Annotated in this window: 14 protein-coding genes; 4 read left to right on the plus strand and 10 right to left on the minus strand. The window is 61.1% G+C overall.

Going from position 1 to position 16,555, the window contains the following annotated elements:
* Window positions 1-105: 105 nt before the first annotated feature.
* From AC1RTQ_RS02015 to AC1RTQ_RS02040, 6 genes are all read right to left on the minus strand, one after another.
* The gene (locus AC1RTQ_RS02015) at window positions 106-1,410 is read right to left on the minus strand and encodes a zinc-ribbon and DUF3426 domain-containing protein (protein ID WP_492873971.1); all 1,305 of its coding nucleotides are present in this window, start codon (window positions 1,408-1,410) and stop codon (window positions 106-108) included.
* 61 nt (window positions 1,411-1,471) lie between these two features.
* Window positions 1,472-2,362 carry a 50S ribosomal protein L11 methyltransferase gene (prmA, locus tag AC1RTQ_RS02020; protein WP_302089100.1) on the minus strand — a complete coding sequence of 297 codons (891 nt, stop codon included), beginning with the start codon at window positions 2,360-2,362 and terminating at the stop codon, window positions 1,472-1,474.
* Window positions 2,363-2,506: 144 nt separating this feature from the next.
* Entirely contained in the window at window positions 2,507-3,865 is a 1,359-nt protein-coding gene (accC, locus tag AC1RTQ_RS02025; RefSeq protein ID WP_304349216.1) for an acetyl-CoA carboxylase biotin carboxylase subunit, read from the minus strand.
* Between the two features lie 124 nt (window positions 3,866-3,989).
* Window positions 3,990-4,451 carry an acetyl-CoA carboxylase biotin carboxyl carrier protein gene (accB, locus tag AC1RTQ_RS02030; protein ID WP_302089098.1) on the minus strand — a complete coding sequence of 154 codons (462 nt, stop codon included), beginning with the start codon at window positions 4,449-4,451 and terminating at the stop codon, window positions 3,990-3,992.
* Window positions 4,452-4,598: 147 nt separating this feature from the next.
* Entirely contained in the window at window positions 4,599-5,150 is a 552-nt protein-coding gene (locus tag AC1RTQ_RS02035; RefSeq protein WP_302089097.1) for a TlpA family protein disulfide reductase, read from the minus strand.
* A complete protein-coding gene (locus tag AC1RTQ_RS02040) occupies window positions 5,143-5,745 on the minus strand; it encodes a hypothetical protein (protein WP_304349215.1) in 603 nt (200 codons plus the stop codon). Before AC1RTQ_RS02040 ends, AC1RTQ_RS02035 begins: the two co-directional genes overlap by 8 nt.
* 272 nt (window positions 5,746-6,017) lie before the next feature.
* On the opposite strand from AC1RTQ_RS02040, the gene mpl reads away from it, so the two are divergent.
* A complete protein-coding gene (gene mpl, locus AC1RTQ_RS02045) occupies window positions 6,018-7,436 on the plus strand; it encodes a UDP-N-acetylmuramate:L-alanyl-gamma-D-glutamyl-meso-diaminopimelate ligase (RefSeq protein WP_302089095.1) in 1,419 nt (472 codons plus the stop codon).
* A 142-nt stretch (window positions 7,437-7,578) separates the two neighbouring features.
* On the opposite strand, the gene AC1RTQ_RS02050 is transcribed toward mpl, so the two are convergent.
* Entirely contained in the window at window positions 7,579-7,896 is a 318-nt protein-coding gene (locus tag AC1RTQ_RS02050) for a hypothetical protein (protein ID WP_302089094.1), read from the minus strand.
* A gap of 394 nt (window positions 7,897-8,290) precedes the next feature.
* On the opposite strand from AC1RTQ_RS02050, the gene AC1RTQ_RS02055 reads away from it, so the two are divergent.
* A complete protein-coding gene (locus AC1RTQ_RS02055) occupies window positions 8,291-8,662 on the plus strand; it encodes a YqcC family protein (RefSeq protein ID WP_302089093.1) in 372 nt (123 codons plus the stop codon).
* 97 nt (window positions 8,663-8,759) lie between these two features.
* Here AC1RTQ_RS02055 and AC1RTQ_RS02060 read toward each other — a convergent pair whose 3' ends face one another.
* The 3 genes from AC1RTQ_RS02060 to rodA form a co-directional block, all read right to left on the minus strand.
* Window positions 8,760-9,920, minus strand: coding sequence for a 3-deoxy-7-phosphoheptulonate synthase (locus AC1RTQ_RS02060; RefSeq protein ID WP_302089092.1), 1,161 nt, complete (start codon window positions 9,918-9,920; stop codon window positions 8,760-8,762).
* Window positions 9,921-10,503: 583 nt separating this feature from the next.
* Window positions 10,504-11,964: a metalloprotease TldD gene (gene tldD / locus AC1RTQ_RS02065; RefSeq protein ID WP_302089091.1), complete on the minus strand. Its 1,461-nt coding sequence runs from the start codon at window positions 11,962-11,964 to the stop codon at window positions 10,504-10,506.
* A 384-nt stretch (window positions 11,965-12,348) separates the two neighbouring features.
* Window positions 12,349-13,530 (minus strand): rod shape-determining protein RodA, encoded by a 1,182-nt coding sequence (rodA, locus tag AC1RTQ_RS02070; RefSeq protein ID WP_492873974.1) that lies wholly within the window; start codon window positions 13,528-13,530, stop codon window positions 12,349-12,351.
* Window positions 13,531-13,707: 177 nt separating this feature from the next.
* On the opposite strand from rodA, the gene AC1RTQ_RS02075 reads away from it, so the two are divergent.
* Together AC1RTQ_RS02075 and AC1RTQ_RS02080 are read left to right on the plus strand one after the other, a co-directional pair.
* Window positions 13,708-14,292, plus strand: coding sequence for a YqiA/YcfP family alpha/beta fold hydrolase (locus AC1RTQ_RS02075; RefSeq protein WP_492873976.1), 585 nt, complete (start codon window positions 13,708-13,710; stop codon window positions 14,290-14,292).
* A gap of 169 nt (window positions 14,293-14,461) precedes the next feature.
* A complete protein-coding gene (locus tag AC1RTQ_RS02080; protein ID WP_492873978.1) occupies window positions 14,462-16,531 on the plus strand; it encodes a ribonuclease catalytic domain-containing protein in 2,070 nt (689 codons plus the stop codon).
* Window positions 16,532-16,555: the final 24 nt, after the last annotated feature.

Consider the following 16,555-nt stretch of genomic DNA (forward strand, 5'->3'; position numbering starts at 1 on the left):
TTCTCTTTCAGAAATGAATGAAGGGTGACTTGCGCCAACAAGGATGTACAACGGGCATTTCTATTAACAAGACGCCCTGCCTGATCCGAATTCGCGCAAGCCGTATTAGGGATAGAAAACCAGGGCCCGATAACCCGCCACGGCAGCGCCAAGATCCTGCACTTGCACAGGCACGTTGACGCTCCACTCCTGGCGGGCTTGCAGCTGCTGCGGGGCCCCCAGAGGCTTGAGGTCGATCACTCGGCGCAGCAAAGGCCTGTCCTGTGCATCGGTCAAGGTCAGCTCGGCCATGGGCATGGCCACCGGCACATCGGAGCGATTCTCCAGGGTCAGGCTCCACTGGTACTGATGGGCATCGGCAAGCTGCTTGAAGCCCGAGCCGCTGATCACCACATCGGCAATCGCGCGGCGGGCCTGCAGCTCGCAGCCTGCCAGAGCGCAGGTCTTGGCCAGCAAGGGAGCCAGCGCCGGATACTGCGCAGCCAGCACATCGCGCTGCTGCCAGGCATGCTGTCCGACGACACCGGCTACGGCCGCCAGCGAACCCAGCACCAGCGCCACACGCATGCCTGCCGAGTGCCAGAAGGCCTGGCGACGGGCCTGGCGCACAAAGCCCGGCTCATCGCCAGCAAGGGCCGCAGCAGCAGCCTCATCCGTATCCGTGACAGCTTGCGCCCGGTCCCTGGCAGGTTGTATAGCGCCGATATCGGTGTGCAGCAGCGCCTCTTTCGAGACGGCCTCGACCCGGGCCTCATCCTCGACGTCCTGCGCCGCCTCGGGCATCAGGGCCTCGCCAGGAGGCGGCAAAGCCCGCAGCTCTGGCTCCAGCGCCGGCTCGGCGGGCGCGGGAATATCACCAGCTTCCAGCCCGCCTTCGGACTGCCTTGCATCCGGATGAGGATCTTGCCGGACCGCCGCTGCACCCTCTTCAGCCAGAGAACGCGCCTGATCGACAAACGACGGCTGTGCATCCACCATCCCGGGCATGGACCCGGACAGCTCGGGTTCGGAAACCACATCGGCAGGCTCTGCTGCCGGTGCGGCTTCTGCGGCCTGAGCAACAGTCGGCGCAGCGTCCACCGAATCCGAACCCGAATCCAGCAAGGCCTCAGCCTTGTGCGCATCGAAGGCGGGAGCGGCCGGCGCAGAATCTGCGGCATCCTGCTGCTGCGGCCAGGCCGGTGCCCGTTCGCCAGCCTGTGTCGGCTGTATTTCCGGCACGGGCGGCTTCTGCGGCACATCAGCGGCTTCCGGCTGCAGCAGCTCGTCGGGCACGGACTGCAAATCCTGCGAGGCATCAAAGACGCTTTGGCACATCCCGCAGCGCACCCAGCCCTGCGAGATACGCAGCTGGTCGGCAACCACTTTGAAGCGGGTTCCACAGGAAGGGCAACGGGTGACTTGGCTCATCAAGATGTCATTGTAGGCAGCAACCACCCGCACACCTGATGGCGGCGGGTCTGTCTCGCAATCAGGCCGCGCGCCGGGCGGTCATGAGAATCCAGCCGTCCTCGCTATCGGCCACTTCGAGCTTGAGGTGGGGCGCATAAGCCTCTTTCAGCTCATCGGCCTGACGCTCCAGAATGCCGGCCAGCACCAGATTGCCACCAGCCTGCACACGGCCGCACAGCAGCGGAGCCAGCACCTTGAGCGGCGTGGCCAGGATATTGGCCAGCACGGTCTGGTACTCGCCGTCGGCCGCATCGGGCAGACCGGCCTTGATCTCCACATGGTTGGCGCTGCTGTTGTAGTTGGTCGACTCCACGGCGGCGGGATCGATGTCCACCGCATCCACATCGGTCGCGCCGAACTTGGCTGCACCGATGGCCAAGATGCCCGAGCCGCAGCCATAGTCCAGCGTGCGTCCCAGGTTTTCCTTGGGCTGGCGTGCAATCCAGCGCAGGCACATGCGGGTAGTGGGATGGGTGCCGGTGCCGAAAGCCAGACCGGGGTCCAGGCGAATGCTGACCTTGGCCTGCTCGGGCAATTCATGCCAGGTGGGCACGATCCAGAACTCGGGCGTGATGTCCACAGGCTCGAACTGCGACTGCGTCAGACGCACCCAGTCCTGCTCGGGCACGGGCTTGACGGCCAAAATCTTGCAGCCTTCGAAGAAGTCCTGCAGTTGCAGCAGCTCGCGCGCCTCGGTGGCCGCAGCCTCGCTGGGGTAGAGAGCGATCACGCGGCTACGGCTCCAGCCTTCCTTGGGTGCGGGCATGCCAGGCTCGCCAAACAGCGCCTGCTCGGCTTCGGTCTGCGCATCGGCATCTTCGACGGACACGCTCAATGCATCGAGGGCATCCAGCGCATCGCTAATGGTTTCGACCCGGTCTTCGGGGCACAGCAGGCTCAGCTCAAACATGGCCATCCTTTCTAGCAACCGCGTCACTCATGTCAGGCCGGAGCCGACAGAGACAGCGCAAGTTGCACTTTCCTGAAAAACGAAAATGCTGGCCTCCGTTGCCAGAGGCCAGCATGGGAACTCAGAGCAGCAAGGCTCCTGATCTCATCGCTTGCTGGGCGTGCGATGCGTCAGCCACTCTTCCAGATAGTGGATGTTGGTGCCGCCTTCCATGAACTTGGAGTCGACCATCAGATCCTGGTGCAGCGGAATATTGGTTTTGATGCCTTCCACCACGGTCTCCAGCAAGGCCGTGCGCATGCGGGCCATGGCCTGCTCGCGGGTATCGCCATAGGTAATGATCTTGCCGATCATGGAGTCGTAGTTGGGCGGCACGAAGTAATTGTTGTACACATGGGTGTCAACACGTACGCCAGGGCCGCCGGGAGCATGCCACGTGGAGATGCGGCCTGGCGAAGGGGTGAACTTGTACGGATCTTCGGCGTTCACACGGCACTCGATGGCGTGCCCCTTGAACTCGATCTGGCGCTGGGTGAAAGGCAGCTTCTCGCCGGCAGCGATCATGATCTGGGTGCGCACGATGTCGATGCCCGTGATCAGCTCGGTGATGGGGTGCTCCACCTGCACGCGGGTGTTCATCTCGATGAAGTAGAACTCGCCGTTCTCGTACAGGAACTCGAAGGTACCCGCACCGCGATAGCCGATCTTCTTGCAGGCCGCAGCGCAGCGCTCGCCGATCTTCTCGATCAGACGGCGGGGAATGCCGGGAGCCGGAGCTTCCTCGATCACCTTCTGGTGGCGACGCTGCATGGAGCAGTCACGCTCGCCCAGATACACGGCGCTCTTGTGCGTATCGGCCAGCACCTGGATTTCCACGTGACGTGGGTTCTGCAGGTACTTTTCCATGTAGACGGCAGGATTGCCAAAAGCAGCGCCAGCTTCGGCCTTGGTCATCTGCACGGCATTGATCAGCGCAGCTTCGGTGTGCACCACACGCATGCCGCGACCGCCGCCACCGCCCGAGGCCTTGATGATCACGGGGTAGCCGATGGTCTTTGCAATGCGTTTGATGAGTGCGGGATCGTCGGGCAGTTCGCCGTCCGAGCCGGGCACGCAAGGCACGCCGGCCTTGATCATGGCTTGCTTGGCCGAAACCTTGTCACCCATGGTGCGGATGTTTTCGGGCGTCGGGCCGATGAAGGTGAAGCCGCTCTTTTCCACGCGCTCGGCAAAGTCGGCGTTCTCGGACAGGAAGCCGTAACCGGGGTGGATGGCTTCCGCATCGGTCACCTCGGCAGCCGAGATGATGGCCGGCATGTTGAGGTAGGACAGCGGAGAAGGAGCCGGACCAATACACACGGCCTCATCGGCCAGCTTGACGTACTTGGCATCACGGTCGGCTTCGGAGTACACCATCACCGCCTTGATACCCAGCTCACGGCAAGCGCGCTGGATGCGCAGGGCAATCTCGCCCCGGTTGGCAACCAAAATTTTCTTAAACATGAAGTTCCTCGCAGCTTGGTGCCTGCGCCGCAGCACAGACCACTGCCAATGACTCAGTCGCGCAGCCAGTGGCTAGCGCACCTCGGCGCTGCAATGCGAACTGCATGCAACGCCTCATGATCTATCACTCGATCACGAACAGAGGCTGGCCGTATTCCACAGCCTGGCCGTTTTCACCCAGAACACGAACAATGGTGCCGCTCTTGTCGGCCTCGATCTCGTTGAGGATCTTCATGGCTTCGATGATGCAGATGGTTTCGCCTTCCTTGACCTGGCTGCCCACATCCACAAAGGCCTTGGCGCCAGGGCTGGAGGCACGGTAGAAGGTACCGACCATGGGCGACTTGACCACATGACCTTCTACAGCAGCAGGGGCTGCGGCCGCCACGGGAGCGGCGGCAGCGGGAGCGGCAGCCAAGGGAGCAGCCATCACAGGAGCCGCTTGCACGGGGGCAGCAACGTATTGGTGAACCACACCTTCGCTCTTGACGATACGGACCTTGCCCTCTGCTTCAGTGATCTCCAGTTCCGACACATTCGATTCGGACACCAGATCAATAAGGGTCTTGAGTTTTCGCAAATCCATGGGAGCTCCAGCGACGTATTTCTAAACAGGGCGCGAATTTACCTCAAATTCGGCCTTCTGCGTGCATTGGCAGATATTTTTCACTAACGTCGCCATGGAATTTAGTTACCTACACTTTTCTGACGACAAGAGCAATGTTCATTCGCTCTATTTGCTCCAATCTGTCAGATCTTCGCTGGAAAGCTCGCCTATTTTACGTTGCCGCACTTGTCCCTTGGCATCAAAAAGAACCGTGAATGGCAAGCCCCCCTGCAAGTTCCCCAGGCTTCTGCTCAGCCCCAACCCCCCTTGCATTGCGACGGCTACCGGGAATTGCACGGGCTGCCGCTGCAAAAAACGCAGCACGGCGTCGGATTTGTCAACCGCAAGGCCGACAACCTGAATACCTTTCGCACCTTGCTGCGCCGCAAATTCGCTGAGCATGGGCAGCTCCTTGACACAGGGCGGGCACCAGGTGGCCCAGAAGTTGACCAGCAAGGGGCGCCCCTGGAAGCCGGCCATGGCAAAAGGCTTGCCATCGGGCGTTTCGAAGGTCTGGCTCCACAGCTGCGCCTCGGCGCCCGGGCCCATGGCCTGAGGCTGGTTGCGCCACCAGGCCACTGCCCCACCGGCCACTGCCGCCGCGACGGCAACCGAGCCGGTCAGCCACAGACGGCGCGAGCCATTGGTCGACTGGTTCTCAGAGGTGTTTTCACTCATCGAGGCTCTCCTGAAGCAGCTTGCGCAAGGCCTTGGCATCGCCTCGCGGACTTTGGCCACGGCCATCGGGCTTCATGGCACCGCGCATGTCATCATGGTCGTAGACCAGAAGATGCACGCCCACGGTTTCATTGATCGGCTTGCACAGTGCGTGAATGGAAAGTGCCTCCACCGGCTTGCCCTGAAAGCCTGTGACCGTGCTTGGCTCGTATTGCACATGGTTGTTGATGAGCGCTATTTCGGCTGACTTGGGATCATCACAGAACAGTTGCAGGTAGACATCCGACAGCCGCGTGGCCGTGCCGCGCCAGACCGCCCCGGCCAGATGCGGGCGAAACTCCTGCAGCCTGTCCATCCAGAGCAGGGCCAGTTCGCGCAGTGCCTGCAACTCCTGGGGCTGGGTGTCGCCGCAGAACAGCTCTATATATTCACGCACCGCTTCTTCAAGCTGGTCGTTGTCGGGCAGCGCCGTGCGACCGGGCAGACCAAGCTGACGCACGGCTCGCTGCTTGGCAGGACCCCATTCAAGGCCTTCCTCCACCACGATGCGGGCCGCCACCTGAGCAATTTCAGCAGTCACGTTATCCAAACTCATAGCGCAATTCCATCACGCCCGCCGCAGCAGGCGCGGCAGATCATCCCAGCATTGTGACCCAGATGGATGACCGCTCCTCGGCCTAGCCGCATCACCCCATGTTTTGATAGCTATGAGTGACGGCCTCATAGGGAACAGAAAGTAAAAACACATTTATCTCTATATAGTTCAAGCGCAACCAGCTATCAATTTGATAAGAAAGGTTACCGTACCTGCTCAGGCGCTCCGTGACTCGAATTAAGGTCACACAGGCAAACGTAGAATCCTCGGCCATGCACATACATATTCTGGGCATTTGCGGCACCTTCATGGGGGGCCTGGCCGCCTTGGCACGAGAAGCCGGTCACAAGGTGACGGGCTGCGATTCCGGCGTTTACCCGCCGATGAGCGATCAGTTGCGCCAGCTGGGCATCGAGCTGATCGAGGGCTATGGCGCCGACCAGATTGCGCTCAAACCCGATATGTATGTGGTCGGCAACGTCGTCAGCCGCAAACGCCTGCCCGACGGATCGCCCAAATTCCCGCTGATGGAAGCGATTCTGGACACCGGCGCCGCCTATACCAGCGGCCCGCAATGGCTGGCAGAGCATGTGCTGCGCGGTCGCCATGTGCTGGCCGTGGCCGGCACCCACGGCAAGACCACCACCACATCCATGCTGACCTGGGTGCTGGAGTGCGCGGGTCTGCAACCCGGTTTCCTGGTCGGCGGCGTGCCGCTGGACTTTGGCGTCTCCGCCCGCCTCGGTGCGGCACAGCGCCCCGTAGCGGGCCCTGGCCCCGTCGGTGACGAACCCGTGTTTGTGATCGAGGCCGATGAGTACGACACTGCCTTCTTCGACAAACGCAGCAAGTTTGTGCACTACCGCCCCCGCACGGCCGTGCTCAACAACCTGGAATTCGATCATGCCGACATCTTTGACGATCTGGCTGCCATCGAGCGCCAGTTCCACCACCTGATACGCACCGTGCCGTCGAGCGGCCGTGTGGTGAGCAACGGCCTGGAAGAGAGCCTGACCCGCGTGCTGACCCAGGGCTGCTGGAGCGAAGTGCGCAGCTTCGGCTCGGCTGTCAGCGATTTCAGCGCCGATGGCGATCCCAGCGACTTTGCCGTGCTGCACCGCGGCAAAAAGGTGGGCCAGCTAACCTGGTCGCTGACCGGCGTGCACAACCAGCTCAACGCGCTGGCGGCCATTGCCGCCGCTGACCACCTGGGTGTCAGCGCCGAAGTGGCTTGCGAAGCCCTGTCGCGCTTTCAGAACGTCAAGCGTCGCATGGAGCTGCGCGGCACCGTGAACGGCATCGAGGTCTATGACGACTTCGCCCACCACCCCACAGCTATCCGCACCACCCTGGACGGCCTGCGCCGCAAGCTGGGTGCGCAGGCCCGCATCCTGGCGGTGTTCGAGCCGCGCAGCAACACCATGAAGCTGGGCACCATGAAAAGCCAGTTGCCCTGGTCGCTGGAAAGCGCCGATCTGGTCTTCTGCCACACTGCGGGTCTGGACTGGGATGCCGCCGAAGCACTGGAATCCATGGGCGTAGGCGCTGGCCAGCGCGCTCAGGTAGCGGGTGATATAGAGACCTTGATAGCGCAGATCAGTGCCGTCGTCCGACCCGGTGACCATATCGTCTGCATGAGCAACGGCGGCTTTGGCGGCATCCACGCCAAGCTGCTGCAAGCGCTGAAATAAGCTCCGAAAAAAGCAAATGCCCGCCAAACGCGGGCATTTTTCTTGACTCGGGCACAAACTAGGCAAGAGACGCCAAGCAAGGGCCGCCCCGCAGCCAAGGCGTCGTCCCCCCGGGGGGAAGCCGCAAAGCGGCTCAGGGGGATCAATAACTAATCGACATCGCCGGCACATCCACCCGGATCAAGGGCTTGCCCAGCACAGCATGCGCTGCCAGGGCATAGCTGTTGCGCCAGTCCTGGTTGTCAAACAGCTCGGGACGGTTGCGTGCCTCACGCGCCACCACCACCAGCTTGTCAGCCAGCAACACCTTGCCGGTGGCCCGCAAAGGCTCGCATTCGAGCGAGACAAACTGCTGGTCCAGCCAGCGCCGGCCTTCGTCCGAACTGATAGGGGACAGCGACTGGGTATCGACCCGATATTCACGGTCGCCATCCAAAACCACGATTACTTCACTACGCATAAATCTCCTCTGACCTGGTGACTCTTGCACCATTCGTTGTCGTGGCCACAGCTTAATGGTGACCGCGGTGCTGAAGACGCTGCAAGCTGACGGCTTGCAAACAGCTGCGGCAACCACTGCAAGGCCTGAAAGCGCGCCTCATGCATCACAGCGGTTACGGGAACATGGTGTGCAAAGCAATGCAAAAACATTAAATTTGATAGCATCACTCACATACTTGGCATCAATATAAGGGCAAAACCGTCTTTTTCAAGAGTCATTACGGACTCGTAACCCGTCAGTTATCTCCATCCGGGCTCCTGCCTTGAAAATGTGATGAGAGGACTTACATACTGGATAGATTTTTGACGAATACCAGTTTGCAGGCCTTGCAACGCCTTCAGGAACCATCACCATGACCGCTGAAAACATCCACCAAGAAATACGCGAGCATCTGCAACAGCTGGAGGCCGAACTGCAGGTCCAGAAGCTCTGGTCCGCCGCAGCCCCAGACCCCAAGGCACTGGAATCCACAACGCCTTTCATGTACGACACTCTCAAGCTGCACGAGTGGCTGCAATGGGTGTTCATCCCGCGCCTGCACGCCGTGATTGATGCCAAGGGCAGCCTCCCTCACCAAAGCCATGTCTATCCGCTGGCCGACCACGAGTGGCAGCAGCGCACCGACTTTGACAAGCAGCATCTGCTGCGCCTGCTCAACCGCATCGATGCCACACTCAATGGCTGCGAGATGACACCGGCATCAACGCCGGACACCAAACACTGATCGAGCAGGCAAGCAGCAGCCCGATTCCCATATAAAAAACAAACAGGCCACAGGAAATACTTCCTGTGGCCTGTTTCGTTCACGCCCGCATTATCGATCAGGCGAGCACTTCGGCTTCCTGCTTGCTGGCAAGCGCAGAAGCGCGGCGCTGGCTCACGGCCTGCGACAGCTCTTGCAGCGTTGCCAGGGAATCATCCCAGCCCAGGCAGGCATCGGTAATGCTCTGGCCATAGGTCAGATCGCAGACCTCGTCCTTGCCGGGTGTGAACTTCTGCGCACCGCCGACCAGATGGCCTTCGATCATCACGCCGAACACGCTGCTGGAGCCACCGGCGATCTGAGCCGCGATATCACGGGCCACATCCTTCTGGCGCTCATGCTGCTTGTTGCTGTTGGCGTGGCTGCAGTCCACCATCAGCGAAGGCGTCAGGCCCGCTGCCTCCAGATCCCGGCAGGCGGCCGCCACATGCGCGGCATCGTAGTTGGGCGTCTTGCCACCGCGCAGAATCACGTGACAGTCCTGATTGCCTCCCGTGTGCACGATGGCGACCTGGCCGTTCTTGTGTACCGACAGGAAATGGTGGCCGCGGCTCGCCGACTGAATCGCGTCGGTGGCAATGCGGATATTGCCGTCCGTGCCGTTCTTGAAGCCAATGGGCGCCGAAATGCCCGAAGCCAGTTCACGATGCACCTGGCTTTCCGTGGTGCGGGCACCGATGGCGCCCCAGCTGATCAGATCACCAATGTACTGGGGCGAGATCACGTCCAGGAACTCGCTGGCCGCAGGCACCCCGAGGCGGTTGATGTCGATCAGAAGCTGGCGCGCAATGCGCAGGCCTTCGTCGATGCGATAGCTCTGATCCAGGTAGGGATCGTTGATCAGCCCCTTCCAGCCCACGGTGGTGCGGGGCTTCTCGAAGTAGACGCGCATCACCACTTCCAGTGTGTCCTTGTACTGCTCACGCACCACGGCCAGGCGGCGGGCGTAGTCCAGGGCAGCAGCCGGATCGTGAATGGAGCAAGGACCGACGATGACCAGCAGACGGTCATCCTGCGCACGCATGATGTTGTGGATGCTGCGGCGAGTGTCGCTGATCAGCGTTTCCACGGCTGTGCCGCAGATCGGGAAGAAGCGAATGAGGTGCTCTGGAGGGGGTAACACTGTGATGTCCTTGATACGTGCGTCGTCGGTCTGGCCTGTCTTGGGGGAGCCGGCGCGATACCAGGAATCGGTGGCGGAAGTGTTCAGAGCAGTCATGGCAATCTTTCGTGAGGTCTTGAATCTTTGAAAACCGGGGAGCTGGAACGTGGAAATAAAAAAACCGCCGGGCTTTGCAGCTTCGGCGGTTCTTTGGGAGGTGTTTGCAGGGTGCGCGCTATTACCTCTCAGCCGCCGGGGGCGAGAACCAAAAGTAAAAGAAATAGGCGCGTTGCGTTTGCATGTCTTTCAATGTAGCACAGCTCTTTTGCATTGCAACATCAGCAGCTCGCACTGCTGTTCTGTCAAAAACAGGTTCCCCCTCTGAAATGACGCATTTTTCAATATTAAATCAAACGCAGCATTTTTGCGTTTTTTCTTATTTTTCAGAATTTTATTGATATAAATTTCCATTTATCAAGCACAAGTGCAATTTTTCAGCGAATCAGCAATATTCAGCATCAACCCACGAAACACCATGAAAAACCCTGCGGCCAGGCGATACAAAGCGCTCTGCCACAAGCCTTGTTGCCGCTAACGGTCGGCAGCGAACGGTTTGCAGCACGCTGAAATGAAAAACCCCGCTCTGTCATGCAAAGCGGGGTTTGGTGCTCGCGGCGGGCTGACCCGCCTGAAATCCCAATCAGGCCGTGCCGCCAACCGTCAGGCCGTCAATGCGCAGCGTAGGCTGACCCACGCCCACAGGCACGCTCTGGCCTTCCTTGCCGCAGGTGCCCACGCCCGAGTCCAGGCGCATGTCGTTGCCTATCATGCTGATGTGCTTGAGCGACTCCGGGCCGCTGCCGATGATGGTCGCGCCCTTGACGGGGTACTGGATCTTGCCGTTTTCCACCCAGTAGGCTTCGCTGGCAGAGAACACGAACTTGCCGCTGGTGATGTCCACCTGACCGCCGCCGAAGTTGGTGGCGTACAGGCCCTTCTTGATGGAGCCAATGATCTCCTGCGGATCCTTGTCGCCACCCAGCATATAGGTGTTGGTCATGCGCGGCATGGGGATGTGGGCGTAGCTTTCGCGACGGCCATTGCCCGTGGGCTTGACGCCCATCAGGCGCGCATTCATCGAGTCCTGGATATAGCCCTTGAGAATGCCGTCCTCGATCAGCACATTGCTCTGGCTGACATGGCCTTCATCGTCCACGTTCAGAGAGCCACGACGATCGGCAATCGTGCCGTCATCCAGCACGGTCACGCCCTTGGCGGCCACACGCTGGCCGATGCGGCCGCTGAAGGCGCTGGAGCCCTTGCGGTTGAAGTCACCTTCAAGACCATGGCCCACGGCCTCGTGGAACAACACGCCGGGCCAGCCCGAGCCCAGCACCACGGTCATCACGCCTGCAGGCGCGGGACGCGATTCGAGGTTGACCAGGGCTGCATGCACGGCCTCGTCCACATACTGGCTGATCTGCTCGTCACTGAAATAGGCCAGACCGAAGCGACCACCACCACCGGAGGAACCCACCTCGCGGCGGCCCTTCTGCTCGGCGATCACTGTCACCGACAGGCGCACCAGCGGGCGCACGTCGGCCGCCAGCGTGCCGTCTGCACGGGCCACCAGCACTACATCGTATTCACTGGCAAGACCGGCCATGACCTGTACCACGCGCGGGTCCTTGGCGCGGGCCAGCTTTTCCACCTTGCCCAGCAGCTCGACCTTGGCCGTGCTGTCCAGCGTGCTGATGGGGTCCAGTTCAGGGTACAGAGAGCGGCTTGGCGCAATCTTCTGCGCACCCGCCTTGACGCGGCGCGTCTGGGTGGCGCTGGAGATGGAGCGCACGGTACGTGCGGCATCCAGCAGCGAGGCTTCGGAAATATCGTCGGAATAGGCAAAAGCCGTCTTCTCGCCGCTGACCGCCCGAACGCCTACTCCCTGATCGATGGAGAAGGAGCCGGTCTTGACGATGCCTTCTTCCAGACTCCAGCCTTCCGCGCGGGTGTACTGGAAGTAGAGATCGGCGTCATCCACCTGGTGCGAGCGAATTTCGGCAAGCGCACGCGCAAGATGGGTTTCGTCCAGGCCGAAGGGCTCAAGCAGCAACTGACGGGCCGTGGCCAAGCGTTCGATGGTGGGTTCGCGGGAAATCATGAGTGCATTGTAGAGATAGCTGCAAGCCCTGACTTGTCTCGGGCTGCGCATAAAAAAGAGCGGAATGCTGCCCCACCAGGCTGAACAACATTCCGCTCCATTCACTTAGCTTCGCACTTGCCGGGTTCCGCCCTGCCCGCTTTGCATGACAAAACCCCACCTGGGTCTTTGCCGCTCCCGCTTGATCGGTCTTCTGACCCCCCAGAACCGTTTGTAAACGCTGTTTACAGTCGAAGCAAGACCTTGGACGGAACTACTGACATTTTTCAACGATCTAAGCCCGTCGCCCCGGCATGCAGTTTCACATAAAAACATTACCCAAAGCTTGCAAAGCATGGGATAGCAGCTCTCCTTTTTAGAGCACTCAATCCCAATCACGGGTCTTCACGCATGGGGAATATGCCCATCACCGCCGGGTAGTTGCCGCTGCGCCCGCGACACCGACATCAATACGCCCAGCGCCAGACCCAGCGTGACCATGGCCGTGCCGCCATAGCTGATGAAAGGCAGAGGCACACCCACCACCGGCAGGATGCCGCTGACCATGCCCATGTTCACGAACGCATAGGTGAAGAAGATCATGGCCACGGCCGCTGCCATCAGTCGGCCGAACAACGAGTTGGCATTCATGGAAATGGCCAGCCCCCGCCAGACCAGCAGCAGAAAGCCGACGATGATGAAAAGATTGCCTATGAGGCCGAATTCCTCGGAATAGGCGGCAAAGATGAAGTCGGTGGTGCGCTCCGGAATGAATTCCAGGTGGGTCTGCGTGCCTGCCATAAAACCCTTGCCCCAGACACCGCCCGAACCGATGGCGATCATGCCCTGAATGATGTGAAAGCCCTTGCCCAGCGGGTCGCGCGTGGGGTCCAGCAAGGTGCAGACGCGTGTACGTTGATAGTCATGCAAAAAATACCAGCTCACGCCATCGGCGCAGAGCAGGGGTTCAAACCAGACAATGAGGAAAACGCCGACCAGGGCCAGCAGCACGGGCGGCACGATGAGTTTCCAGGGCAGGCCGGCAAAAAAGATCACAGACAGGCCGGCAGCCATCACCAGCAGCGAGGTACCCAGATCGGGCTGCTTCATGATCAGCCCCACGGGCACCATCAGCAGCACAAAGGCGATGGCAAAGTCCGATGCGCGCAGATTGCCCTCGCGGCGCTGGAACCACCAGGCCAGCATCAGCGGCGTGGCGATCTTCAAAAGCTCGGAGGGCTGAATCACCACACCCACATTCACCCAGCGCGTGGCTCCCTTCTTGGTGATGCCGAACAGCGCCACTGCCACCAGTAACACCACGCCCAGGGTGTAGAGCGGCACGGCCACCTTCATCAGTTGCTGGGGGGATATCTGGGCCAGCACGAACAGCAGACCTGCCGCAATCAGCATATTGCGGCCGTGGTCCACAAAGCGCGTGCCGTGGTCGAAGCCCGCCGAGTACATGGCCAGCAGCCCCGCACCCGCCAACATGGCGATAAAGAGAAGCAGCAGGAAATCAAAGCCGCGAAACAGCGGAACAATGCGTTGCAGCAGCGAGGGCTTATCGAATTCGATGGCGGACATGGGCCGCAATTATCGGGGGAGCCGACTGCCGTGCAGCTTGCAGGGTTGAGCTTTGCTGACGACTCAAGTCAGCCCACGCTCATTCCCCCGCTTTAGGCCTTCTCCCCTGATAGTCTTGGGACAGACAGTCCACAATGACCGAGACAGAAGTGTTTTTCACCAGAGGAGATTGCCGCTATGACGACCACCCACCTGCTGTATCTGCATGGCTTTCGCTCCTCCCCTCAGTCCAACAAGGCACGCATCATGGCGGACTACGTGGGCGCCAGGCATTCCAAGGTACGCTGGTGGTGCCCTCAACTGCCGCCCTCGCCGCGCGAAGCGGCGGCCGTGATCGCCGAGGGCATCGCCAACTGGCCACGCCAGAACATGGCCGTCATGGGCTCGTCTCTGGGCGGCTATTACGCCAGTTGGGTGGCCCAGCTGGCACGCTGCAAGAGCGTGATGATCAACCCCGCCGTCAACCCGGCCCGCGACCTGGAAAAATACATTGGCGAGCAGTCCAGCTGGCATGACCCCGAGGAAAAGTTTTTCTTTCGCCCCGAATACATTGAGGAATTACGCCAACTCGACACCCGCACCATGACGCCGGCAGCACCCGAGATGGTGTTGATCGCCCAGGGCGACGAGGTGCTGGACTGGAACGAGATGAGCGAGCGCTACCCTCACGCCCTTCAACTGGTGCAAGAAGGCGGCGACCACGCCCTGAGCAACTTTGCCGAGTATCTGGACCGGATCGACGAGTTTCTGGCCTTGGCCTGATCCCCTCGGCGACTCCATGCGCCGCCCCGAGGAACGGCTGTATTGCTGCAACGTGCCCCCTGTTCGCTGCCCTGATCGCTCGGGGGCGCGCCTGATATTGACCGATCTCAAGCATGAACTGAATCACTTCTGAGCGCCGAATGTTCGGCTCGTGGGAAAATGCGCGGTTATGCACGCACTGTTTGAAGAAGCCGGCAAATTTCTGGCCGGACGCATCCTCTCCGAAGCCGAATCCTCTGCCCAAGTCGAGCTGGACTCGGGCAAGCGGGTCAAGGTCAAGGCCGCCAATATCCTGCTCAAGTTCGAGAAGCCGGCTCCTGCCGAGTTGATCGCCCAGGGCCAGGCCCAGGCCGCCGAGATCGATCTGGATCTGGCCTGGGAATTTGCGCCCGAGGAAGAGTTCGGCTTTGCCGACCTGGCGCGTGACTATTTTTCCGAATCCGCGACGCTGGCCCAGCAGGCCGGTGCGCTGTTCTGCCTGTACGACGCACCGCACTATTTCCGTCGTGCGGGCAAAGGCCGCTTCAAGAAGGCCCCTGCAGAAATCCTGCAGCAAGCCCTTGCCGCCATCGAGAAGAAAAAACAGATTCAGGCACAGATCGACGCCTGGGCCGAGGAATTGGGCCGCGGCGAGTGCCCGCGGGCAATCCGCGAGCAGCTCTACAAGATTCTGTTCAAGCCCGACAAGAACGCCCCCGAATACAAGGCCGTGGTCGACGCCAGCCGCGCCACCAAGCTGGCCCCGCTGGAGCTGCTGCATCGCGCTGGTGCCATCGACTCGTCCTACCAGTTCCACTGGAAGCGCTTCCTGTTCGACAACTTCCCCAAGGGCACGGGCTTTCCTGCCGTGCAGGCACCCCAGCCGCCGTCCGACCTGCCCGTGGCCGATGTACAGGCCTTCTCCATCGACGACTCGGCCACCACCGAAATCGACGATGCGCTGTCCGTCACCGGCCTGGGCACGGGCACCGTCACCGTGGGCATCCACATTGCCGCTCCCGGTCTGGCCATCACGCCCGGCGGCGAGCTGGACAAGCTGGGCCGTGCCCGCCTGTCCACCGTCTACATGCCCGGCTACAAGATCACCATGCTGCCCGACGACGTGGTGCATATCTACACGCTGGACGAGGGCCGCTCCAACCCCGCCGTTTCGCTGTATGTGCAGATCAACGAGGAGACGCTGGAGACCATCTCCAGCGAAACCCGTCTCGAGCGCGTGCCCGTGGAAGTCAACTTCCGCTACGACAAGCTCGATCACATCGTCACCGAGGAATGGCTGACCGACTCCTCAATCGAGGTTGAAAATACGCCTGATTCATTGCTGGGAAAGCGCAAGGAGCTCACCTTTTTGCAGCGCTGGTCCAAGTTCCTCAAGGCCAATCGCGAAGTGGTGCGCGGCAAGCCCGAGAACTTCAACCGCCCGGACTACAACTTCCGTCTCGTCGGCAACGACGGCGCCGAGCCCAACGGCAGCGAGCAGGTGCAGATCACCGTGCGCAAGCGCGGCGCGCCGCTGGACCTGATCGTGGCCGAGGCAGCCATCGTGGCCAACAGCACCTGGGGACTGATGCTGGCCGAGCACGGTGTGCCCGGCATCTACCGCAGCCAGGCCAGCCTGGCACCCGGCGTCAAGGTGCGCATGAGCACCAAGGCCTTGCCGCATGCCGGCATCGGCGTGAAAGCCTACTCCTGGGCCACCTCCCCGCTGCGCCGCTATGTGGATCTGGTCAATCAATGGCAGATCATTGCCTGCGCCCGCCACGGTAAGACGGCCGCTCTGGCCGCGCCCTTCAAGCCCAAGGACGCCGAGCTGTTCGGCATCATCAGCAGCTTTGACGGTGCCTACAGCGCCTACAACGGCTATCAGGCCGGCATGGAGCGCTTCTGGACGCTCAAGTATCTGGAGCAGAACGGCATCAGCGAACTGACGGCCAGCGTGTTCAAGGAAGGCCCCAACGGTTCCTTTCTGGTACGCGCCGACAATCTGCCGCTGGTGCTGCCCGTGCTGGGTGCGCAGAACCTGCCTCGCGGCGCCCATGTACGCGTCAAGCTGGGCGAGATCGACGAGATCTCGCTGGACATCTCGGGCACGCTGATTGAGCACCTGGATGCAGGAGCCCAGGCCGAGAGCGAAGGTGAGGACAGCGGCGAGGACGATGACGACACCGTGGCCGGCCCCATCTCCATTGCAGTGGACATGAACGACGCCGATCCCGCTGCAGACCAGCCCAAGTCCTGACCTCCACTCCTCATCGCCCTGACG

Source organism: Comamonas sp. GW821-FHT11H03, assembly GCF_058807955.1.